The organism is Halodesulfovibrio marinisediminis DSM 17456, from assembly GCF_900129975.1.
Classification (GTDB): domain Bacteria; phylum Desulfobacterota; class Desulfovibrionia; order Desulfovibrionales; family Desulfovibrionaceae; genus Halodesulfovibrio; species Halodesulfovibrio marinisediminis.
Genome location: NZ_FSRG01000008.1, coordinates 53,083 through 75,329 on the forward strand (window position 1 = coordinate 53,083; position 22,247 = coordinate 75,329).

19 protein-coding genes are annotated in these 22,247 nt (G+C 46.7%); 15 read left to right on the top strand and 4 right to left on the bottom strand.

The genetic code is table 11. The features are described 5' to 3' along the window. Positions 1–175: 175 nt before the first annotated feature. Positions 176–1,090 carry a LysR family transcriptional regulator gene (locus BUR09_RS15390; protein ID WP_084539523.1) on the bottom strand — a complete coding sequence of 305 codons (915 nt, stop codon included), beginning with the start codon at positions 1,088–1,090 and terminating at the stop codon, positions 176–178. A 1,106-nt stretch (positions 1,091–2,196) separates the two neighbouring features. Between BUR09_RS15390 and BUR09_RS15395 the strand changes: the two genes are divergently transcribed. The 8 genes from BUR09_RS15395 to BUR09_RS15430 all read left to right on the top strand — a co-directional run bounded on the left by BUR09_RS15395 (position 2,197) and on the right by BUR09_RS15430 (position 12,158). Then, entirely contained in the window at positions 2,197–2,862 is a 666-nt protein-coding gene (locus tag BUR09_RS15395) for a succinate dehydrogenase/fumarate reductase cytochrome b subunit (protein WP_074217842.1), read from the top strand. Positions 2,863–2,880: 18 nt separating this feature from the next. Continuing rightward, positions 2,881–4,770 carry a fumarate reductase flavoprotein subunit gene (locus BUR09_RS15400; RefSeq protein ID WP_074217843.1) on the top strand — a complete coding sequence of 630 codons (1,890 nt, stop codon included), beginning with the start codon at positions 2,881–2,883 and terminating at the stop codon, positions 4,768–4,770. A gap of 11 nt (positions 4,771–4,781) precedes the next feature. Next, a complete protein-coding gene (locus BUR09_RS15405; protein WP_074217844.1) occupies positions 4,782–5,576 on the top strand; it encodes a fumarate reductase iron-sulfur subunit in 795 nt (264 codons plus the stop codon). Then, positions 5,557–6,393 carry a fumarate hydratase gene (locus tag BUR09_RS15410; RefSeq protein WP_074217845.1) on the top strand — a complete coding sequence of 279 codons (837 nt, stop codon included), beginning with the start codon at positions 5,557–5,559 and terminating at the stop codon, positions 6,391–6,393. The genes BUR09_RS15405 and BUR09_RS15410 overlap by 20 nt, the downstream gene beginning before the upstream one ends. Then, a complete protein-coding gene (locus BUR09_RS15415; protein WP_074217846.1) occupies positions 6,393–6,938 on the top strand; it encodes a Fe-S-containing hydro-lyase in 546 nt (181 codons plus the stop codon). Before BUR09_RS15410 ends, BUR09_RS15415 begins: the two co-directional genes overlap by 1 nt. Positions 6,939–7,613: 675 nt before the next feature. Further along, positions 7,614–8,462, top strand: a complete 849-nt coding sequence (locus tag BUR09_RS15420) for a sulfide/dihydroorotate dehydrogenase-like FAD/NAD-binding protein (RefSeq protein ID WP_074217938.1) — start codon at positions 7,614–7,616, stop codon at positions 8,460–8,462. After that, positions 8,449–9,882 carry an NADPH-dependent glutamate synthase gene (gene gltA, locus BUR09_RS15425; protein WP_074217847.1) on the top strand — a complete coding sequence of 478 codons (1,434 nt, stop codon included), beginning with the start codon at positions 8,449–8,451 and terminating at the stop codon, positions 9,880–9,882. The genes BUR09_RS15420 and gltA overlap by 14 nt, the downstream gene beginning before the upstream one ends. A gap of 239 nt (positions 9,883–10,121) precedes the next feature. Continuing rightward, positions 10,122–12,158 (top strand): methyl-accepting chemotaxis protein, encoded by a 2,037-nt coding sequence (locus tag BUR09_RS15430; RefSeq protein WP_074217848.1) that lies wholly within the window; start codon positions 10,122–10,124, stop codon positions 12,156–12,158. Between the two features lie 109 nt (positions 12,159–12,267). Here the strand turns inward: BUR09_RS15430 and BUR09_RS15435 are convergent, their stop codons facing one another. Further along, a complete protein-coding gene (locus BUR09_RS15435; protein ID WP_074217849.1) occupies positions 12,268–12,459 on the bottom strand; it encodes a hypothetical protein in 192 nt (63 codons plus the stop codon). A gap of 74 nt (positions 12,460–12,533) precedes the next feature. Next, on the bottom strand, positions 12,534–14,129 hold the full coding sequence (locus tag BUR09_RS15440; protein ID WP_074217850.1) for an SDR family oxidoreductase: 1,596 nt from the start codon (positions 14,127–14,129) through the stop codon (positions 12,534–12,536). 169 nt (positions 14,130–14,298) lie between these two features. Between BUR09_RS15440 and BUR09_RS15445 the strand changes: the two genes are divergently transcribed. Next, positions 14,299–16,002, top strand: coding sequence for an FAD-dependent oxidoreductase (locus tag BUR09_RS15445; protein WP_074217851.1), 1,704 nt, complete (start codon positions 14,299–14,301; stop codon positions 16,000–16,002). 95 nt (positions 16,003–16,097) lie between these two features. Here BUR09_RS15445 and BUR09_RS15450 read toward each other — a convergent pair whose 3' ends face one another. Next, entirely contained in the window at positions 16,098–16,721 is a 624-nt protein-coding gene (locus tag BUR09_RS15450) for a Lar family restriction alleviation protein (RefSeq protein ID WP_074217852.1), read from the bottom strand. Positions 16,722–16,918: 197 nt separating this feature from the next. On the opposite strand from BUR09_RS15450, the gene mutY reads away from it, so the two are divergent. The 6 genes from mutY to BUR09_RS15480 all read left to right on the top strand — a co-directional run bounded on the left by mutY (position 16,919) and on the right by BUR09_RS15480 (position 22,179). After that, positions 16,919–18,031 carry an A/G-specific adenine glycosylase gene (gene mutY / locus BUR09_RS15455; RefSeq protein WP_074217853.1) on the top strand — a complete coding sequence of 371 codons (1,113 nt, stop codon included), beginning with the start codon at positions 16,919–16,921 and terminating at the stop codon, positions 18,029–18,031. Between the two features lie 73 nt (positions 18,032–18,104). After that, positions 18,105–18,779, top strand: coding sequence for a site-2 protease family protein (locus BUR09_RS15460; protein WP_074217939.1), 675 nt, complete (start codon positions 18,105–18,107; stop codon positions 18,777–18,779). Positions 18,780–18,807: 28 nt separating this feature from the next. Then, positions 18,808–19,800, top strand: a complete 993-nt coding sequence (trpS, locus tag BUR09_RS15465; RefSeq protein ID WP_074217854.1) for a tryptophan--tRNA ligase — start codon at positions 18,808–18,810, stop codon at positions 19,798–19,800. A 48-nt stretch (positions 19,801–19,848) separates the two neighbouring features. Next, positions 19,849–20,655 carry a YkgJ family cysteine cluster protein gene (locus tag BUR09_RS15470; RefSeq protein ID WP_074217855.1) on the top strand — a complete coding sequence of 269 codons (807 nt, stop codon included), beginning with the start codon at positions 19,849–19,851 and terminating at the stop codon, positions 20,653–20,655. Positions 20,656–20,673: 18 nt separating this feature from the next. Further along, positions 20,674–21,177: an adenylyltransferase/cytidyltransferase family protein gene (locus tag BUR09_RS15475; protein WP_074217856.1), complete on the top strand. Its 504-nt coding sequence runs from the start codon at positions 20,674–20,676 to the stop codon at positions 21,175–21,177. Between the two features lie 801 nt (positions 21,178–21,978). After that, entirely contained in the window at positions 21,979–22,179 is a 201-nt protein-coding gene (locus tag BUR09_RS15480) for a hypothetical protein (RefSeq protein ID WP_074217857.1), read from the top strand. The last annotated feature ends 68 nt before the right edge of the window (positions 22,180–22,247 follow it).

Here is a 22,247-nt window from a genome sequence, read left to right on the forward strand (position 1 = left end):
CTGTACGGTGAATAAGAACAGCATTTAATGCTAGTATATTGTTATTATATCTGCAAAAAATAGTACTTTTTTTGGGGTTACTGATTTCAGTTATTGGACAAAAAAATAGGGAAAACCTGATTCCTCAGGCTTTCCCTTAAAAACAACGTTTTTCGCTGTATATCGATTGCAAGGCTTACTCTTCTTCTCCTGCAATCTGAGGTAACATCTTCGCAAGATGTTCTCGTACATCAAATACAAACTGATTAAGCAGGTTGGAACGATACTTCTGCCGGTTCATAACGGCATACAAACTACGTTTAAGGCGTATGCCCTCAAGCTGTACAGGGAACAGCTCGCCTTTTGCCAACTCGCGCTGGAAGCTGAACGGAGACATACAACTCAACGTTCCCGGATTCTTCAAGACAGACTTAATAGCTTCCATGTGCTCAAGTTCCATAAAGATATTTAAATCTTTTTTGGACTGTCCCAGATGGTTCCACATTGTCTGACGAGTACCAGATCCCTGCTCACGCAGAATCCAGTCCAGATCCAACAATTCTGACAACTGATATTCCTGTGATCCCGCTAAATATTTGTCAGCGGTCACAACAACCAGCTCTTCTTTATAAATTTCCTCAAACTCAGCAGAACGTGATTCATAATCACCCTCAATAAAGCCTAAACTAATCTCGCCACTCTCGACCTGCTCTACAACCTGCTCTGAGTTGAAGTTAAGAACCTCAACCTGACTCTGAGGATATTTTGTTTTGAACGCATAGAGAACTTGCGGAAGGATGTAGTCCGCAAAGGTAGAGCTTGCGCCAACACGAAGCACGCCAGCCATTCTGTCACGCTTAAACAAGGTTTCAACGTCACGTATCTGCTCAAACGCAGGCTCAAGACACTCCATAAGAATTTTACCATTCTCGTTGGGTACGAGCCTATTGCTGATTCGGTCGAACAATCGTTCACCCACAGTCTGCTCTAATGCTTTAATCGCCATTGAAACTGCAGAGTGCGTCAAGAAGTGCTCCTGAGCTACTGCTCCAATATGTGGATTACGCATAAGCGAAAGGAATAATTCGATTTGCCTGATGGTAATATTCATAGGATCCTCTTTCAAAAAAAATGAATGTATCTTTCAATATTATAAACTTGAAATTAAATCTACTCCGGTTATTGTCTCTTCACAGCGCAAATTCAAGTATCTTATTAGTACTGCCATATTTATAAGATACGTGAATATATATGACCTTCTTCCTCCTTTTTTGTTGAAAAATCTCCTGTACCACGAGCGGGAGATTTTTTATTTTTGCAGGCGTATCTCTTGCAGTAGAACAAATTGAAATTACTAGCATATTTCAATCTACAAAATGTGAGAGATATTCAAAGGAGTGCGCTTTTCTGGTGCACACACTGGAAAAGCGTTGCTCCTTGAATTTTTCCGCTTTGCAGGCTGAGACAAGTTAGTGCAGTGCTGGATTCACATATCTTATAGCACCGATACGTAACCGTATACTTTGCAAAAAGGTATTGTAGAGTCCAAGCAGGTTGCACGCGTAATCAGCCTAAGACACTATGAGCTGCCCCTCATGGTGTTTATTGGAATTTCCCGGGTCTTTTGCGTTTTACTGACAGTTTCTTTTTTTACCCTATGCGCAACAGCTTTCGAGTCTGGAGACAATGCACCCAAGGGTGGCCGGACTCTAAAGCAAGAAAATGTCTATGTACTCATACTGTATACCATACATCGCACATTGATAACTACCGCCTCGATAACGCCTGCATAGGAACGTTTGTTCCACGCAGAGGGCATTTTGGTTATCTTTTGTAAGGTTTGCTTTACACATCAAAAGACCCGGGAATCCTACCCTCTCTAACAGCCTTCGGACATTTCTTATTACCTCTTCACAATAACGAAACGGACAAGATTTCTTCTTGGCTACCCGTCGTTGCACTGCTCACTATTCATTGTGTGTTACACCATACTTTGATATAGCCGCCCTGTTTATTTGCCCAATCTACTCTTAATAAAAACAACACTCCGATATTAAAAGATCTTTTTTCATTTCATATGCGCGCTCAACCATGCGCTTTTTGTTTATCCGCATAATGCACTAATATAATTAGGATACTATGTGGATTTGTTCTTTTTTTTTGCCTATTATCGCACAACTAAAAACTTTTTTATGGAACCAGTATGGAGGATGAATAATGACTTCTAGCACCATTACTCTGCACGTCCCCACTAAAACCAAGACTTCTGGTCGGCTGGATTTTCTCCAAATGCTTTCCGGTGTCCTGCTTATCCTTTTCCTGTGGGCGCACATGCTTCTTGTTTCCAGTGTAATCATCAGCCCAAGCCTTATGAACGCCATCGCGTGGTTCTTTGAAGTTACGTACATGGCTCAAGTTGGCGGTCCACTTATTGGTATTCTCATCTTTACGCATTTTCTGCTTGCTGCACGGAAGATGCCTTGGAAAATATCAGAATCCGAAGCCTTCATTAAACACAGCATCATGATGAAACACCGCGACACATGGATGTGGGTTGCACAGGTTGTGACGGCTCTTATAATCCTCATTATGGCTGGAATCCATATGTGGGTCGTACTTACTGACCTGCCGATTACTGCCGTTAAAAGCGCAGCCCGCATTCAGCATGGCGGCTGGTTACCTTTCTATCTCATCCTCCTTCCTGTTGCCGAATCCCACGTCGGAATCGGTTTTTACCGCATTGGCGTTAAGTACGGGGTTATCACTGCCAATAACCGTACTTGGTACAAACGAAAAGAATATGCACTTATGGGCGGCTTCATCTTCATCGGCCTCATCACTCTTGTCCGTTTTATGTATCTGCCCCTGCACAGTGGCATGTAAGCTAGAAGGAATATTCAGATGCAAATTTTCTACACCGACTTATTATGCATTGGCGCAGGTCTTGCCGGAGAACGTGTAGCTGTTGAAGCTGCAAAGTCCGGATTCAAAGCCACTTGTCTTTCAATTGTTCCACCGCGCCGCTCCCACTCATCTGCGGCTCAAGGCGGCATGCAAGCTGCTCTTGGCAACTGCGTCATGGGGGAAGGCGACTCGCCTGATATTCATTTTGCAGACACTGTAAAAGGCTCAGACTGGGGATGCGATCAGGAAGTAGCCAGAATTTTTGCGGACACCGCTCCTATCGTTATGCGTGAAGTAGCGCACTGGGGGGTTCCATGGAACCGTGTTGAACAAGGCCCTGCCACGTACTACAAAGGCGGAAAACCGTTTGAAGCTGTTGAAAGCAAAGAAAAGCACGGCCTCATCCATGCCCGTGCTTTCGGAGGAACAGCCAAATGGCGTACATGTTACACTGCAGACGGGACAGGTCGTTCAGTTCTTAACACACTCGACTCCATGTGTCTGCGCTACGACGTTAACATTCATGATCGTACTCAGGCAGAAGCCCTTATCCACGATGGCGAAAACTGCATTGGCGCAATTGTACGCTGCCTGCGCACTGGCGAGCTCATGGCTTACTATGCCACTGCCACCCTCATTGCTACAGGTGGTTACGGTCGTATCTACAAAGCGACCACCAACGCAGTTATCTGTGATGGCGGCGGTCAGATTGCTGCACTTGATACTGGCCTAGTTCCAATGGGTAACATGGAGGCAATCCAATTCCATCCAACAGGTACTGTTCCGACAGATATTCTGGTAACAGAAGGCTGCCGCGGCGACGGAGGTACACTCCTTGATGTAAACGAGTACCGCTTTATGCCGGATTATGAACCGGAAAAAGCCGAACTGGCCTCACGTGACGTTGTTTCCCGCCGTATGCAGGAACACATGGCAAAAGGTTTCGGTGTTAAATCTCCTTACGGTGATCACCTGTGGCTCGACATTCGTCATCTCGGTGAAAAACACATCACCACCAAGCTGCGTGAAGTTTATGATATCTGCACCAGCTTCCTCGGTGTAGATCCTATTACTCAGCTCATTCCAGTTCGCCCGACACAGCACTATTCAATGGGCGGCGTACGCACCAACAAAGACGGTGCTGCATACGGCCTTAAAGGTCTATTCTCCGCAGGCGAAGCCGCATGTTGGGACATGCACGGATTTAACCGTCTCGGCGGTAACTCCCTTGCAGAAACCGTTGTAGCAGGGCGCTACGTGGGTAAAAAGGTTGTGGAGTTCCTGCAAGGCAACGTTGTTGACTTCAAACAGGCTGCCCTACGCGATGCTCACATGAAGGTTGACGAACACATCAAGTTCCTTGCCAGTGGGGCAGGAAAAGAAAGCGCCATCGGCTTACGTGATGAAATGCAAGATATAATGATGGACTACGTAGGAATCTTCCGTAATGGTAAGGACCTGCAGACAGCAGTGGACAAACTGGAAGAACTGTACGCTCGTTCCAAGAACATCGGTCTGCAAGGCAATGCCATCGGGTTTAATCCGGAAATCTCGTTAGCCTTACGTATTCCAGGCATGATCAAGCTTGCACAATGCACCGCCTTCGGCGCTCTCAAACGCACTGAATCCCGCGGGGCACATACACGCGATGATTATCCGGAACGTAACGATAAAGAGTGGCTCAACCGCACTCTGGCATACTGGAAAGAAGGCGATTCCTTGCCGACTCTTGAGTACGAAGATGCCTCACCTTACTTTGAAATTCCTCCGGGAGAACGTGGATACGGCGGCGGAAAGATTATTCAGGCCGACATTCCGGCTGAAAAGCTACGCGTCCCTGAGGCTGCATCATCCGAAAAAACCGCATCTGCGGAAAAGACAAAGTAAGGGAGCTTATTATGAGCCGTCGTCTCCATATCGAAGTATTCCGTTATAATCCGCTTGATCCTAATTCCGTACCGCACATGCAGTCATTCTTCATTGATGAATATGACTCCATGACCCTGTTTATCGCGCTGAATATTATCCGCGATCAGCACGACGCGACACTGCAGTTTGATTTCTGTTGCCGCGCAGGTATCTGCGGTTCCTGCGGCATGGTGATCAACGGACGCCCCGGCCTTGCATGTCACACACAGACCAAGGATCTTCCGGATCATATTGTTCTACATCCGTTACCGGTATTCAAACTTATCGGTGACCTTTCTGTTGATACAGGAGTGTGGTTCCGTGATGCAGGAAAGCGCATTGAAGCGTGGGTTCATAACGATGATGAGCACTTTGATCCAACACAGGAAGAAGCACGCATGGAAAATTCCCTTGCGAACGAAATCTTCGAGCTTGATCGATGTGTGGAATGCGGTTGTTGTATCTCTGCTTGCGGTACGGCCCGTATGCGTCCAGACTTCCTCGGCGCAGCTGCCATCGCCCGCGTTGCCCGCTTTTACTTAGACCCTCGCGACGAGAGAAACGAGGAGAACTACTACGAAGTTATCGGCAACGATCAAGGTGTATTCGGCTGCATGGGACTGCTTGCCTGCGAAGATGTCTGCCCTAAACATATTCCTTTGCAGGACCAGCTCGGCATAATGCGCCGTATGCTGGCTCTGCACTCCGTAAAAGGAATTCTGCCGAAATCGCTGATAAACAAACTCTCGCATAAGGGATGTTGCCATGAGAACCATCAAAGCTGAAATAATTCATGATGCAGTGGTAGACCTAGTTCTTACTGCTGCGCGCTACCTGCCTGAAGATGTAAAACAGGCAATTGCTGACGCACGTGAAAAAGAAGACTCCGCGTCCGCACAGGAAATCCTTGGGCAGCTGCTGGAAAATGCAGACCTCGCTGCAAGCTCCGGACTTCCGTTATGTCAGGATACCGGTGTCGGCGTTTTCTTCGTGGAACTTGGTGAACAGGTTCACGTTGAAGGTAACATTGTTGAAATTATCAACAACGCCATGGTCGAAGGATACGATAAAGGATTACTCCGCAAATCCTTATGTCATCCGCTTACCCGGGCCAACACAGGCGATAACTCTCCGGCTGTTGTGCATGTGGACATTGTTCCGGGCGACAAAATCCGCATCAAACACATGGCAAAAGGCGGCGGCTCTGAAAATATGTCCCGCTGCACCATGCTTACTCCGGCACAGGGCTGGGAAGGCATTAAAGAATTTGTTGTGCGACGCATGGCAGAAGCAGGTCCTAACCCCTGTCCACCTACCATTGTTGGTGTCGGTATCGGCGGAACCTTCGACCTTGCTCCGACATTAGCAAAAAAAGCCCTCTTCCGCCCGCTCAGCGAGCCGAATCCTGATCCGGAACTGGCAAAAATGGAAGAAGAGCTCCTTGAAGAAATTAACAAGCTCGGTATCGGCCCTATGGGACTTGGCGGCAAAACAACGAGTCTCGGTGTAAAAATCGAAATGCGTCCGTGCCACATTGCCAGCCTCCCACTTGCCGTAAATGTTCAATGTCATTCATCACGTATCAAGGAGGTGGAACTCTAATGGCTACCTACGAACTGACAGCCCCGTTATGTGATGACGATGTGAAGAAGCTTAAAGCCGGAGATGTAGTAAGGCTTTCAGGCACAATCTACACAGCTCGCGACGCAGCACACAAGCGCCTGTGCGATATGCTCGACAAAGGCGAAGAACTGCCGTTCGAATTGCAAGGTGCCGTTATCTACTATGTCGGTCCAAGCCCTGCACCGGAAGGCCGTCCTATCGGTTCCGCTGGTCCAACTACAAGTTACCGAATGGACACCTACGCTCCTCGCCTGCACAGCCTCGGCGTTAAAGCCACCATAGGCAAAGGTAAGCGCAGTGCAGAAGTGTGCAAGGCTCTGGAAGACTACACAGGCGTGTACTTCGGGGCAACAGGCGGCGCAGGCGCGCTTTTGTCACAGTGCATTGATGCAGCTGAAGTCATCGCATTTGAAGACCTTGGACCGGAAGCAATCCGCAAACTGACCGTGACAAACTTCCCGCTTCTTGTGGTGAACGACTCTCACGGCAATGAGCAGTACGCAAAGCCGAACTACGACCTGTAACACAACAAATCAAGCAATAACAGTAGTACTCTTTTGTGCTGAAGTGCGCACAAGAAATCTGCCATTGTGAACAGTAAAGATATGTGTTGTGCCATTACGTATACATGACACGGAATGCTAACCACATTCGCTTTGTTGTTTATGTAGACCACAACAGTGTTGCTTCGGAGCAATCCGGAGCAACACATTACAAACCATAATTGGGAATTTAGCACGGTTCGTTGTAACGCGATTCAGCCCAAAAGAGCCATTTGTGCAGACGAAACGTCCATTCCCACGACCACGGAATTCAATGTCTTCGGGGCAATTAACACTGTTCATGCTTCTTGGCTGCATGTTAATGCTTCACTAGTCAATGAATGCCGTGTTAGGAGAATACTTATCTTGCTGCACGTCGTACGTTAGTCCGGTGCGTTCGGGGGGCATCCCCCGCATTTCAGGCCGCACTTTGCTGCGACATCCAGATACATCAAAACTTGTCAGGGGTTTTCCTGTATCTTTATTCACAGCCATCTTCACAGATGACATCTAACAAACGACAATTGTTCTAGGCCCCGATACGTACTGTAATCGGCTGCAATCAGTTCGGCCTTTTTACAAGGCTGACATGCGCTACAAACGCACTAACATTTCCGCTGGCGCTGTATTGTCTCTCACAGCGGAACAGGTATGATTATGGCTAATAAAATTGTTAAAAAAGAACAGTTAATCCCAGGACAAACCAGCAAGCTGGTTATTGATGCACCGCATATTGCGGCTAAAGCTAAGCCCGGCAACTTTGTTATCCTGCGTGTAACAGAGAAGGGCGAACGTATTCCACTTACTATCGCTGACACTGATACTGAAAACGGTACCATCACTATCGTGTATCTGGTACTCGGTAAGTCCACAGCTTTACTTGAAGAATTAAACGAAGGCGACGATATCCTCGACCTTTGCGGACCGCTCGGCAAACCGACTGACCTGCACACCGGCGGCACAGTTATCTGTGTTGGTGGCGGTACCGGTATTGCTGCTATGCATCATATTGCTAAGGGCCATCACGAAGCAGGCAACCATGTTGTTGCTATCATCGGTGCCCGAACCAAAGACCTCTTGCTATTTGAAAATGAACTCAAAGAGTTCTGTCCGGAAGTTCTCATCTCTACCGATGACGGCTCCTATGGTCATCACGGCCTTGTAACTGATCTGTTGAAAGAACGTCTTGAAAAAGATGACTCTGTTATCGAAGTTGTAGCTGTAGGCCCAGTACCTATGATGGCTGCAGTTTCCAAAACCACCGAACCTTTCGGAACTCCGACCACCGTAAGCCTCAACTCCATTATGGTTGACGGCGTTGGTATGTGCGGTGCTTGCCGCGTTACCGTAGGTGGAGAAACCAAGTTTGCTTGTGTAGACGGCCCTGAATTTAACGGCCACAAAGTTGACTTTGGTGAATTACGACAGAGACTGGCAGCATTTAAATGCCAAGAAAAAGAATCTTTCGACCATCACTGCAGGTGCAAGTGCAATGACAACAAGTAAAAAGACAAAAAAACAGATTGCTCCGCGCGTTCCAATGCCAAACCAACCGGCAGATGAGCGCTCCCGCAACTTTAAAGAAGTGGCTCTTGGTTACACCAAAGAAATGGCAATGGAAGAAGCTTCCCGCTGCCTGAACTGTAAAAAGCCTAAATGTGTTCAAGGCTGTCCAGTACAGGTACCAATTGCTGACTTTATTGCTGAAGTCGCTAAAGGCGATATTGAAAAAGCCTACGCTATTATCAAAAGCACCAACAGCCTCCCTGCTGTCTGTGGCCGTGTTTGCCCGCAGGAAATCCAGTGTGAAGGCTCTTGTATTCTGAGTGCTAAAGGTGAACCGGTTGCTATCGGTCGTCTCGAGCGCTTTGTAGCTGACGAATACATGTACATGGATGCGTGTGACCTCATCTCTGCAAAGCCAGAGTGTCCTTACATTGATGAAGAGAAAAAAGTTGCTTGTATCGGCTCTGGCCCATCCAGCCTTACTGTTGCAGGTTACCTTGCAAGCCGTGGCTGCAAAGTAACTGTATTTGAAGCACTTCACGAAGTGGGCGGCGTGCTCGTTTATGGTATTCCTGAATTCCGTCTGCCTAAAAAAGATATTGTTGCTAAAGAAGTTGGTGCGCTTAAAGACCTTCAGGTTGATTTTGTAACCAACTACGTTGGCGGCAAAACCTTCTCTATCGAAGACTTGAAAGCACAGGGCTACAAAGCAATTTTTGTTGGTGTTGGCGCCGGTCTTCCTCGCTTCTTGAATATTCCAGGCGAAAACTTTTGTGGCGTATTCTCCGCAAACGAATACCTCACTCGCGTAAACTTGGGTCGTGCTTACGATTTCCCTAACTACGACACCCCAATCATCAAAGGCCGCAAGGTTACTGTATACGGTGGTGGTAACGTAGCAATGGACGCAGCACGTACTGCAAAGCGTCTTGGCGCAGAATCCGTACACATTGTGTACAGACGTACAGCCGACGCAATGCCTGCCCGTCATGAGGAAATTGAACATGCAGTGGAAGAAGGTATTATCCTTGAAGTACTCGCGAACCCAATTGAGTTCAAAGGCGACGAAAACGGTAACCTCACCTCTGTAACACTGCAAAAAATGACAATGGGTGAACCGGATGAATCCGGTCGTCGTCGTCCTCTTCCGCTTGAAGGCGAAACATACGAACTGGAAACAGACCTCGCTGTTATCGCTGTAGGCACCCGTCCTAACCCGGTTCTGCTCGAGAACGAGCCAGACCTGAAGTTAAACAAATGGGGCTACATTGAAGTAAACGAAGAAACTAACGAGACCTCCATTCCTGATGTATATGCAGGGGGTGACATCGTTACTGGAGCAGCAACAGTTATTCTTGCAATGGGTGCAGGCCGCAAAGCAGCACAGGAAATTGCCCGCCGTTTCGGCGTTGAAGACTAGTCGCTCATCATTCCATATAAAAGTAAGGGCAGCCGTAAGGCTGCCCTTTTTTTATTATTGAAGCATAAACGAATGCAATAAAATTTATTTTTTTACTCATTTTTTTAAAGTAAAACATAACGTTTTATTACTTCTAACCGATATTTTTTCTGTGAGGGGGTGCTGTAAACGCTGTTTAGCGCTAATTGCAATTGACAAAAAAAACTGTCTTTCAACACACTACTATGCGGGAGGGATGCATGAAAATGAATCTTAAAGCACAGTTCCTAATTCCAACACTGCTGATTATTATTGTTGGAATGGGGACAGCGTCTTTTTTATCTTTTAGAGCAGCAGAATCTAGCCTAAAAGAGACCATGTTACAACAATCTGACCAAATAGCAAAAGGTCTACAAAACCAAATCACAGCATGGGTTAAAGACATTAATCAAGATCTTTCAATGATTGCAAGTAACGATGCTGTTCAAAAAAGTCTACTCAGTGAAGGTTTAAATTATTCTGCAAGTGTCCGTGCTACAGCTATGCTTCAGAATATGAAAAAAGAGTATTCATACTATGAAGGTGTCGGCATAATAAATAAGGAAGGCATTGCCACCGCATATTCCGACACGACCATGGTCGGAAAACTTAATATCAGCACTCGTGGTTACTTTAAAAAGGTTATGCAAGGTACCCCTGCCATCTCCGATGCCATTAAAAGTAAGGTTACAGGTAAACCAGTATTTGTATCTGCAACACCAATTATGAATAATGGAAATGCCATTGGTGCTATTATTGGTGTAGTAAATTTAAGCTCATTCTCTAAAAGCTACATTAGTCCAATCAAGATGGGAAAAACCGGATATGCCTTTCTTTTGGCAAAATCTGGTTACCTTTGCGCACACCCAGATGCTTCCTTAATCCTTAAAACAAAACTCACTGATTTTGACTGGGGAAAAAAGGTTGCTTCTATGGATACTGGCGTCGTGACCTATGAATGGCGTGGAACAAAAAAAATTGTTACCTTCCGCAAAGAACCTATCACTGGCTGGCGCATCGGCATCGGCACCAATGTTGACGATATTTTTTCATCTATCTCTTCCATCCGTAATTCCAATATAATCACAGCCACACTTGTTGTAATTCTTACAGGTATTGTTCTCTTTTTCATTGTTCATAAAATCGTTATGGCAATCACGAGATGTGTAAATTTTGCAGAAAATATTGCCAAAGGTTCTTTAGATCAAGAACTCAACATTGAACGACATGACGAAGTTGGAACTCTTGCAAACGCCTTACGAAAAATGTCGACAAACTTACGTCAAATGATTGCAACTGCAGAACAAAAAACATCAGAAGCAGAACAAGAATCGGAACGTGCACATATCGCCATGCAAGAAGCAGAGGAGGCGCGTAACGAAGCAGAAAAGGCGAAACGGGAAGGTATGCTTCAAGCGGCAGCCCAACTGGAAACCATCGTTGAACACATTACTACCACAGCAACCGAGCTTGCTGCGCAGATCGATGAATCCAGCCGAGGAGCAGAGCTCCAACTCGAACGCACTAGTGAAACTGCTACTGCCATTGAAGAAATGAATGCGACCGTGCTTGAAGTTGCCCGCAATGCAACGGCTGCAGCTTCGCACGCAGATGATACAAAACAAAAGGCAGAAGAAGGTCAGGACGTTGTTTCTTCTGTTGTCCAATCTATCGATGAAGTAAGTGAACGCTCTATAAGCCTTACAGAAAGCCTTGGCACCCTTGGCAAGCGCGCTGAAGACATCGGTAGCGTTATGACTGTCATTACCGACATTGCCGATCAGACAAACCTGCTGGCATTAAACGCAGCGATTGAAGCAGCACGAGCCGGTGAAGCTGGACGTGGTTTTGCGGTAGTAGCGGACGAAGTGCGCAAGCTTGCAGAAAAAACCATGCAGGCAACACGCGAAGTTGAAGAAGCAATTCAGGCTATTCAAATGGCTTCTAAAGAAAACATTCAGGGTATGCAGGAGACATCAAACGTTGTCGTCCATTCTACAGGACTTGCAAGCGATGCTGGCGACTCTCTCAAGTCAATTGTTGAAGTTGCTATTGCTAACGCCGACCAGGTTCGTTCTATTGCATCTGCAAGTGAAGAACAGTCTGCAACCTCTGAACAGATTGGACGCAGCTCAGACGAGATTAACCGTATTGCAATGGAAACAGCTTCTGCCATGCGCGAATCCGCCATTGCAGTAAATGAGCTTGCAGAAATGTCCCTGAAACTTCAACAAGTTGTTATTGAACTGAAGTCCTAATGGGATCCCGATTGGTTGCCTGATGAGACACCCACACCCCTCTGACAGCATCCAACAAACATAAAAGAAGGCTGCCCCGAACCCACAGGGCAGCCTTCTTTACATTCAACTATTCAGACTCATCGTTATTTTTTGTCTTATGAGCTCTGGCAAGAGTAATTCCAGCAACAAAGCCAGGAACCATGCCTAGAGCAATCGCACGGGGAAGGTTAGGTAAAAAACCGACCAGATATCCAATGACGCCGATGGACGCCCCGATAAAAATGCCGCGAATAACATAGTTTGGTGCTTCTTTAGACATGCTTACTCCTTACATTAGCGCCGCATGGTACGGTGTGCTGTGTATGAGTGTCAATTGAGATTATTCGCAGCCTATTATGATTCTTTTGGCGTGTGATCATTGCGCTTCATTGCCTCAGCAACAGTAATCTTATGCACCGTATCAAGTGAGCAACGTTGCAGAGCTATATGCTTAATACGCCACGGTCCTTTTACTATATCTCCGTCTACCGCTTTTGCGATAGCTTTCAACATACCGCTAAAAATAATCAGATGCACAGGAAACAACGCGTACCAATACATCATTCCCCATATCCCCCTTGGATGAAAATACGCGATCATCCGTAATTCAGTAACACTTTCTGCCCCTGTAGTCACAGGCATCAGCGTAAATTCAAGCAAGGCTTCACCAGGCAATTTCATCTCAGCCAATAACAATAACCGACGATTTTTCTGAACATCAAGCACACGCCAGAAATCAAGCGCATCACCAATAAACAACTCTTCTGGATCACGACGCCCACGCCGTAAGCCTGGACCACCAACAAGCTTGTCGATAATGCCTCGTACCCGCCACAGGTAATCGTCTTTATACCACCCTGTTGTTCCGCCGATGCGTTTTACTACTCCCCACACATTATTCATCGTATCTTTAATATGCACAGCATGGGCAGAATAGAGAGTTGTGCCACCAGCATAAGTACTATCGCCACATGTAACCCATTCTGGAATTTCCGGTTCTCCTGCATCCGTCCAACTTGTATCAACAGTGTGCTGCCTTACTCGTTCCAGTGCCCGCGTTATGGATTCCCTTACCGTTAGCAGCTCCTGAGGAATAATATCCCGAATAGAATTCTCTGCACAAACTACATTATTACGCAATCCTTCCACTAACGGACGGGCAATACTCGTAGGTACGGGCGTTACGATATTAATCCATAAGGAACTCAAGCGAGGAGTAAGAACAGGAACGGGAATAATAAGACGTTTACGCAGCCCAGCCTCCTGCCGATAAATTTCAAACAATTCTTTATAGGTAACAATATCAGGTCCACCAATGTCATACGTTTTATTCACAGTCTCCGGCGCATCCAGCACGCCTGTAAGATACGTAAGAACATTAGATACCGCGATAGGTTGACACTTGCTGTAAACCCAACGCGGGGTGATCATGACCGGCAACCGGTCAACCAGATACCGTAATAGCTCGAACGAAGCACTTCCAGCGCCAATTATTTGTGCCGCACGGAGTACAGTAAGGGGCACGTCAGAAAGAGACAATATCTGCGCCACTTCTGCACGGGAGGCAAGGTGCTTGCTAATATTCGGATCATCCGGAACAACACCTGAAAGATAGATAATGCGTCCCACCCGATTTATCCGGCAAGCCTGCACCATATTGTACGCAGCTTTCCGGTCAGCATCACGAAAATCTTTCTGAGCAGGATTCATCGAATGAATAAGATAATATGCAGCACAACACCCGCACGCCGCGTCCATAGTCCCCTTTCCGGAAACCATATCTCCTTCAACTACTTCCAAGTTTTCGTGCGAAGCCCAAGGTCTACTTTCCAGCTTACGTCTGGAGCGTACGAGAACACGAACTTTCTTCCCCTGTGACAATAACAAAGGGACAAGCCTGCCGCCTATGTACCCTGTTGCTCCGGTAACTAGAATCGGTTTATCATGCATGCACTTCTCCGGTACTATATGCCTTATAATTACCCAGACAAACATACCGCACTTTTCCCGTACCTGCGCCTATTTTTTACTTATCCCCATATTGCAGAACCTACTGAGCGTGGTATTCTGACCTATCGCCTAATCCTTTCATATTGAAACGATTGTTCGTGGAGGACATATGGTACCACCGACCAGCCCTGATGATTTTTCAAGCACTCAAAACACACCATCGCCCCATGATGAAGATCGCTGGCTGCTGCCGCAAGAGGCTCGTGCAAGTCTTTCCGAAATATTCCAAAAGCTCAAAAACACTGTGGAGCTTCATGTAGTAACAGACACAAACCCGCAGAATATGTTCAACGATATCACCCTGCAATTTGCTCGTGATATCTCCAGACTTTCCGAACAGATCACATTTGTACAGCACACCCTTGGTGACGATTTTTCTCAAAAGCACGATGTACAACACTCACCGTCCATGTTGTTTAATCCTGAAGAATTCGACATCCGATTCACCGGAGCCCCGCTGGGAGAGGAGGGAAAAGCCTTCGTAGAGGCAATACTGCATATCTCGTTTGGTGTGAGTGCACTTTCCGAAACATCCAAAACCATTCTGGCAGAACTTTCCGAACCACGACACATTCGCGTATTCTCTTCTCCGGGATGCCCGTATTGTCCGGAGCAATTCATGAATGCAGTTAAGGCCACAATTGAACAACCTAAACTCATCCGTGCCGAGTGCATTGATTCCGATGAATTCCCCGACCTCACGAAACAGTTCAATGTTGGCTCCGTTCCGCACACAGTATTCAGTGATCAGTATTCTCGTGTCGGCCTGTTACCGCAGGAGCGTTTCTGTCTGGAACTGCTCATGTTGCGTGATGCTGAGGAAGTGCTACGCGAACAAACACAGGTCGCAAAACCTGAAGAAGAGGAAGGAAAAGTATATGACCTGCTTATTCTCGGTGCAGGTCCAGCTGGACTTACTGCAGCAATCTACGCAAAACGCTCCGGACTCGACGCCATTGTGCTTGATAACTCCATGATTGGCGGACAAGTTCTTACAACACCTGTGGTAGAAAATTATCCCGGATTTAAAAGTGTGGGTGGCACAGCCCTTGTAGAAATACTCACCGCACATACGCGCGAATACTCAAACATCCGCGAAAATCAGAGCATTGAAGATGTGATTATCGGAGACATCATTCAGGTACATACTCCTGAGCGAATGTACGAAACAAAAGCACTTATCTTTGCCACTGGAACAAAATGGCGACCACTGGGGGTAGAAGGTGAGATGAAGTACTTCGGCACAGGCGTTAGCCACTGTGCCTCCTGCGACGGATATATGTTCCGTGGCAAACACGTGGTCATGGTCGGAGGCGGTAACAGCGCACTAACAGATGCACTGCATCTTAAAAATCTTGGTATTGATGTCGTCATCATTCATCGTCGTGACACCCTGCGTGCAGAAAAAGCCTTACAGGACGCTCTGAAGCGAGAAAGAATCCCTGCAATCTACGATACGGTTGTTGAAGAGGTATATGGAAACGATACAGAAGTTGAAGGAGTAACACTAAAAAATACTAAAACCGGAGAAATCACGAAACATCCGTGCAACGGCGTTTTCATTGCTATTGGTATGAATCCCAACTCTCAGCTTGCAGAAAAAATCGGGACAACACTCAATCCGGATAAAACAATCCATGTTGATGCTGCAATGCGCACCAATATTCCCCGCGTATATGCCGCTGGCGACGTGAACGGCGGAGTCCGCCAGATTGTTACAGCAGTCAGCGACGGCGCCGTGGCAGCCATGTCAGCCTTTGAAGATTTACAGCACCCGTACTGGGCTTCTGAAAAAGAAGACCAGACAGACTAATACATAGCAGCCTTTCTAAAAAATAAGGTCGATACACCATGGTGTATCGACCTTTTTTCTACAAAACAAAGAATGAGAACTGTTGTATTGATCAATTACTGACCGCGGGCAAACTCTACCAGCCCTTGAACAGACTTCAACTGTTCAGCATTCGGGCTTTTGAAGCAACCGCCAACGCCAACTACCTGACTCGTTTGTAACATGTGCTTAGGAATCAACTCAATTTGTTGGATCGGATTAGATTCAACAGGCGCAACAAATTCACCTTTTTCATTCAGCTGCTTCACAACAGGATTTTTGTAATACACAAACATCCTCTGTTCAGCTAACTCTTCAGTCGATGCCGGAATAGCGCTCATGTTACCGCCCTTAAGCTGCAAAAAAGCGCCATAAAATGAAACGTTACGCATTACACCCGTAATCTTTTTGCCATTCGGACGGGAAAGAGTGAGTACTATAGGCAAGTTAATCGGATACCGTTTACTTACACGCTGCGTATCGCACTGCAGGATACGCACAAGCTTATCACTGTCCTGCACGACTTCATACGTAAACGCAGTATCCCCACGTTCATTCCACAAGCTTAATGCTTCTTCTTCACTCAAGGCACGGGCACCGGTCATACCGCACTGTTCGCAAGCTACATAATAGTAGATGGCATCAAAATAAAGGAGTGTTCTGCTTCCATTACAGTTCGGGCAAATTTTAGGAATCTGCATCGTTAGTTCCTCAACACGGTTTCCGCACTTAAGTTCGTTATTCTGCTAAATGTTATACAATGTACTATACCCAATGTCTAAAAGAAGTTACACGCTCACCACGCTTTTTTCATCTAACTCAACTCTTTACTCAAAGTTTTGCAAACGCTACGACGGATACACACCAAACACCAAGCAAGCAGAGAACGAGATAAAAAATGATTTCACCAAACCAATACCCCACCTTCGCTAGCGACCTTCTTTCGTGGTTCAATACCAACAAACGCGCCCTACCGTGGCGCGAAGATTACGCTCCCTACCGAGTGTGGGTATCCGAAATCATGTTACAGCAAACCCAGATGGAACGCGGTGTAGCCTATTTTCATCGCTGGATGGAAGCACTGCCTAACATCTCTGCTGTTGCTGAGGCGCACGAAGACACTCTTCTCAAGTTATGGGAAGGGCTGGGGTACTATTCCCGCGTCCGCAACCTTCATAAGGCTGCCAAGATTATTGCTGCAGAACATAATGGCACCTTTCCGGAAAATTACGCGGATATTCGAGCGCTCCCGGGCATTGGTGATTATACAGCAGGTGCGATTGCTTCCATTGCCTTTAATCAGAACGTGATCTGCGTTGATGCTAACGTTGAGCGCGTATTCTCAAGAATTTTTGATATTGATACGCCGGTTAAGCAAAAGCAAAACATGGAGTTTATACGCAAAACCGTGGCAGAAGTGCTCCCATCCGGCCATGCGCGGGAATTTAATCAAGCCCTTATGGAGCTGGGTGCATTAGTGTGCAGTAAAAAGCCACACTGCAAACGCTGTCCGCTTCAGCAATACTGCGAAGCGTACCACCTCGGCATTCCGCATGAACGCCCTGTGCCTACGGCAAAAAAAGGAATTCAACATATTGATGTCGCTACCGGCTTTTTAATGCACAAGGGAAAAATTTATATTCAGAAGCGGCCGGACTTCGGCGTATGGGCAGGCTTCTGGGAACTCCCCGGCGGCTCTGTTGAAGAAGGTGAAGCACCTGAAGAGACCGTTGTTCGCGAATTCATGGAAGAAACAGAATTTCCTGTAAAAATTGAAGATAAGATTCTTGTAGTGAAACACGGCTACACAACCTACCGTGTAACTATGCACTGCTACTTCCTTACCTTTGCCAAGGAACACTCAGCAGAGCCTGTACTCCATGCTGCCACAGCCTATCAATGGGTCAAAATGGAGGAGCTAGACAAGGTCACTTTACCGGCAGGACATCGTAAGCTTCTTGATCACCTACAAAATGACATGCGTTTAAAACCACTATTACAAAACAGCTAGCTCTTTAGCGTAAAACCTTCGGAGCCGCGAATTTACTTGCTTCGCAGGGGGGTTCGTGGTAGCCGCAAAAGTTATGTTTACTACCGATATTGCAGCAAGTGTGACTAAGATTGCCATTGCGTTTATTCCTATGCTTCTTGGTATGGTATGCCACGAAGTTGCGCACGGCTGGGTAGCGTATAAACTTGGTGACCCCACCGCCAAATCGCAGGGCCGCCTGACGCTGAACCCAACTCCACATATTGATCCTATGGGTACAGCCATGTTTGTACTCACAGCGCTTACCAGCCCGTTTATTATTGGGTGGGCAAAGCCGGTTCCGGTCGATAGCCGCTGGTTCAAAAACCCGAGAAAAGGTATGATCCTCGTTTCTGTAGCGGGACCTTTTACCAACTTTCTCCTTGCCGTCACCTTTGGGATACTCTTTGCTTTTGTAGCTCAGAGCGCACCTACACCAGGTTCTCTGTACGCCTCTGTGTATGATTTTCTACACAACATGTGTGTAGCCGGCGTCTGGATTAACCTGACACTCGGCTGGTTCAACCTTATGCCGTTCCCACCGCTGGATGGTAGTCATATCGTGGCAGGTTTACTCCCGCCGCGCCTTTCATATAAATTCCAAAGCTTATCCCGCTATGGATTTATTCTTATAATTTTATTGCTGGCAACAGGCTTCTTAGGAAGGATCATCAGTCCGCTTATCACAGGATCTGCCGACTTGATTCAACAATTAATTTTCCTGATCTAGAGCCTGACAATATATCCGGAGGAAAGAAATGACTCGTAAACGTACCGTTTCCGGTATGCGTCCTACTGGCGCCCTACACCTTGGCCATTACTTTGGCGTTCTTAAGAACTGGGTAGCAATGCAACATGAGATGGATTGCTACTTCTTCGTAGCAGACTGGCATGCGCTCACAAGTGATTACGCAGACACCAGTGGTCTCAAAACTCATGTTCCGGAAATGGTTAAAGATTGGCTTGCCTCCGGTCTTGATCCTGAAAAATGTACTATTTTCCAGCAGTCCGCAGTAAAAGAACATGCTGAACTACATCTGCTGCTGTCCATGATCACACCTCTTGGCTGGCTTGAACGCTGCCCTACTTACAAAGAACAGCGCGACCAAATCAGCAACAAGGACCTCGGCAACTACGGCTTCCTCGGCTACCCAGTGCTCATGGCTACTGATATTCTCATGTACCGCCCTGCATACGTACCTGTAGGTCAGGATCAGTTACCACACATTGAAATGACACGCGAAATCGCTCGCCGTTTCAACCACATGTACAACTGTGATATCTTCCCTGAGCCTGAAGGCAAACTGACTCCAGAAGCAAAACTTCCGGGTCTTGATGGCCGCAAGATGTCCAAGAGCTACAACAACGGCATCTTCCTTCGCGAAGGCATGAACGACATCCAGCCTAAGGTTCGTGGCATGCTTACAGATAAAAACCGCGTGCGTCGAAACGATCCAGGCGATCCAGACATCTGTAACCTCTTCCCGTACCATGTGCTCATGACATCTGAAGAAAAACAGGCTGAAATCCGTAAAGGCTGTACCTCTGCTGGACTCGGCTGTGTTGACTGTAAGAAAATTCTCCTTGAATCCATGGAAGAATTCCTTACCCCTATTCAAGAACGCCGTGCAGCTATCGATGCAAATCCTAAATTCGTTCAGGAAGTGCTCGCACACGGTAACGAACGCGCCAGCAAAATGGCTCGCGAAACCATGGAAATGGTTCGCAGCGTTATGAACCTTGATTTTTAATCAACAAAGGGCGGGCATCAGCCCGCCCTTTAGCTTTCAGGAAGTTTTATGTTCGTAGATCCACATGATGCAGGCCCAGATGATGATTCCGCAGTTCAAGACACATTAGAGTATCTTGAATCGTTGCCGCAGTTGGCAGACGGCGACACCTTCACTTTTGCGTGTCATCCTGGTGTATCTTGCTTTAATGCATGCTGCCGCGACTTAAATATGCCTCTTTCTCCATACGACGTGTTGCGCTTACGTCAGGGGCTGGGCATGGACAGCACAGCTTTTATCAAAGAATACACTGTAATTGAGCAGTACCCTAACTCCGGTTTCCCTGTACTGTTCCTAAAAATGTCAGACAATATCGAACAAGAATGTCCGTTTCTCAGCAAAGAGGGCTGTACCGTATACGAGCACCGCTCCGCTGCGTGCCGCACCTACCCGCTGGGACGTGCAACCCACCTTGATGAAGACGGCGCTGTTGTAGAGCAGTTCGTTATTGTTCAGGAAGATCACTGCAAAGGCTTTGCCGAGTCCAAAAAATGGACTGCGCAGGAATGGCTCAAAGATCAGGGACTGGAAGAGTATAACTACTTTGCAGACCGCTACATGAGCATCATTTCCCGCTTTATCGACACAGACCTTGAACTGACACAGCAGCGTATTCAGATGGCGTTACTCGCCTTCTACCAGCTCGACCACTTTAAGGGTTTTATGGAAGACATGAACCTGATGGATAGAGTGAACGTGCCGAAAGAACGCCGCGAAAAAATTATGACTGACGAGAAGGAACGCCTTCTCTTTGCTATGGAGTGGATGGAACTTATCCTCTTCGGCGCCAGTACAACCCTTTCACACACCGCGTAATTACGCACTGATATGAGCATGAAGAACGGTATTCCAGCCCATCCGGCAATTTTCCGTGCAGACCAGTGGGACGACCTGCTTGCCGCACTGGCAGACAAACGCGAGAAACGCATTGTTTTTACTAACGGCTGCTATGACATCCTGCATCCGGGACACGTGGATCTTCTTGCCCGCTGCAAAGCAGAAGGCGATATCCTTGTGCTTGGTCTAAATAGCGATGATTCTGTCCGCTCACTGGGTAAAGGAGATGACAGACCTGTTAACACTTTTGCAGTCCGTGCCTATGTGCTGGCACACCTTGCAAGCGTTGATTACGTTGTAGAGTTTAATGAATCTACACCGTACGAACTTATCGACGCTGTACGTCCTAACATGCTCATCAAAGGTGGAGACTGGGGAATTGACTCTATTGTGGGAAAAGACATTGTAGAAGGGGATGGCGGTACTGTGCTCAGCCTTCCTCTTTTAAAAGGCTTTTCTACCACAGCACTTATTGAAAAGATTCGATCTACAAAGCCATAACAATCAGGTATTGTTCGGATTGAATATTACTCCTGTATGGCGCATCAAGCCATCACGAGCAGACCACTCGTCCACCAGAAAGAAGTAGAGCCATTCACAGGCAAGTACCCCTCATGGACTATTACTATTTCACCTGCTTTGGACGGCGTAGTCTTTTATGAAGAGTACCCGAAAGAAAAAAGATAAGTCCGCCCTTGTCGTTCCTCTGACAGGGGCGGACTTCTTTTTACGACATGAGGTTCGGGCTAGAAACGCGGATTGTTGCGTGTCATGTCGTAAAAGAAAAAGATCCCCTTAGCGCCAACAGAGGGGATCTTAGCCAAAAAAACTATCTTTCCGCACACCGCTTCCGGCACTGAAGCGGCTTACTCTGGACAGTCTGTTCTGCATAAGCAGAACTCCTAAAAACATGCACAGTAATGATCTGTTCACCAAACACAGTCTATTACCGTGAGTGAGGTTAAAAACCTCGATGTTTCAGCATTCCATGCGGTAGCCATGGGTACGTTTGACACATGGGGGTACCAAAACGTCGTGACCAAAAAAATTCTACTTTGCCTTGTCTGGAAGGCTGTAACAACTGCCCATTAGTTGTCACATCATAAGGAGCACGAAATAATTTCGGCTATGGCAAGCAGTTGGAACACTGAAAAAACAAGCAACGACTCTCGTATATGTAAAAGAATGACAGATGTCTTAAAAAATTTTCTCCCGCACGTTTCGACACCAACTTGTTGTCAAACACCCCCTTTTCTGTAACTCTTCTACAACCTATTGTTTTTTTATACTCTGGAGAGCCTTATGCAAGCATCAGAAAATCAAATCCCACAAGAAATTCTCTCGGAATTACAAACACTTGCTCAAGAAAAAGATCCAAACACCAAGGCAACCACGCCAGAAGAGTTACTGCAAGTGCTTATACCGCAACAACCAGACATTTTGGCGGATACTCCTTCAGCGTTACTTGCCATCAAAGAAGCTATTTCGTACCTCCAAAAATAATTTTTACCTACACTGCTGCGAGACCTATTTCCTTCTATGCAGCCACCTCCTCGGACGGATCTTCTCTT

Coding starts and splice junctions, on each gene's coding strand:
- BUR09_RS15475 (WP_074217856.1), top strand. CDS start 20,674: ATGAAGAACGGTATTCCAGCCCATCCGGCAATTTTCCGTGCAGACCAG.
- BUR09_RS15395 (WP_074217842.1), top strand. CDS start 2,197: ATGACTTCTAGCACCATTACTCTGCACGTCCCCACTAAAACCAAGACT.
- BUR09_RS15435 (WP_074217849.1), bottom strand. CDS start 12,459: ATGTCTAAAGAAGCACCAAACTATGTTATTCGCGGCATTTTTATCGGG.
- BUR09_RS15470 (WP_074217855.1), top strand. CDS start 19,849: ATGTTCGTAGATCCACATGATGCAGGCCCAGATGATGATTCCGCAGTT.
- BUR09_RS15410 (WP_074217845.1), top strand. CDS start 5,557: ATGAGAACCATCAAAGCTGAAATAATTCATGATGCAGTGGTAGACCTA.
- BUR09_RS15430 (WP_074217848.1), top strand. CDS start 10,122: ATGAAAATGAATCTTAAAGCACAGTTCCTAATTCCAACACTGCTGATT.
- BUR09_RS15400 (WP_074217843.1), top strand. CDS start 2,881: ATGCAAATTTTCTACACCGACTTATTATGCATTGGCGCAGGTCTTGCC.
- BUR09_RS15440 (WP_074217850.1), bottom strand. CDS start 14,129: ATGCATGATAAACCGATTCTAGTTACCGGAGCAACAGGGTACATAGGC.
- BUR09_RS15480 (WP_074217857.1), top strand. CDS start 21,979: ATGCAAGCATCAGAAAATCAAATCCCACAAGAAATTCTCTCGGAATTA.
- gltA (WP_074217847.1), top strand. CDS start 8,449: ATGACAACAAGTAAAAAGACAAAAAAACAGATTGCTCCGCGCGTTCCA.
- BUR09_RS15460 (WP_074217939.1), top strand. CDS start 18,105: ATGTTTACTACCGATATTGCAGCAAGTGTGACTAAGATTGCCATTGCG.
- BUR09_RS15405 (WP_074217844.1), top strand. CDS start 4,782: ATGAGCCGTCGTCTCCATATCGAAGTATTCCGTTATAATCCGCTTGAT.
- BUR09_RS15450 (WP_074217852.1), bottom strand. CDS start 16,721: ATGCAGATTCCTAAAATTTGCCCGAACTGTAATGGAAGCAGAACACTC.
- BUR09_RS15445 (WP_074217851.1), top strand. CDS start 14,299: ATGGTACCACCGACCAGCCCTGATGATTTTTCAAGCACTCAAAACACA.
- trpS (WP_074217854.1), top strand. CDS start 18,808: ATGACTCGTAAACGTACCGTTTCCGGTATGCGTCCTACTGGCGCCCTA.
- BUR09_RS15420 (WP_074217938.1), top strand. CDS start 7,614: ATGGCTAATAAAATTGTTAAAAAAGAACAGTTAATCCCAGGACAAACC.
- BUR09_RS15415 (WP_074217846.1), top strand. CDS start 6,393: ATGGCTACCTACGAACTGACAGCCCCGTTATGTGATGACGATGTGAAG.
- mutY (WP_074217853.1), top strand. CDS start 16,919: ATGATTTCACCAAACCAATACCCCACCTTCGCTAGCGACCTTCTTTCG.
- BUR09_RS15390 (WP_084539523.1), bottom strand. CDS start 1,090: ATGAATATTACCATCAGGCAAATCGAATTATTCCTTTCGCTTATGCGT.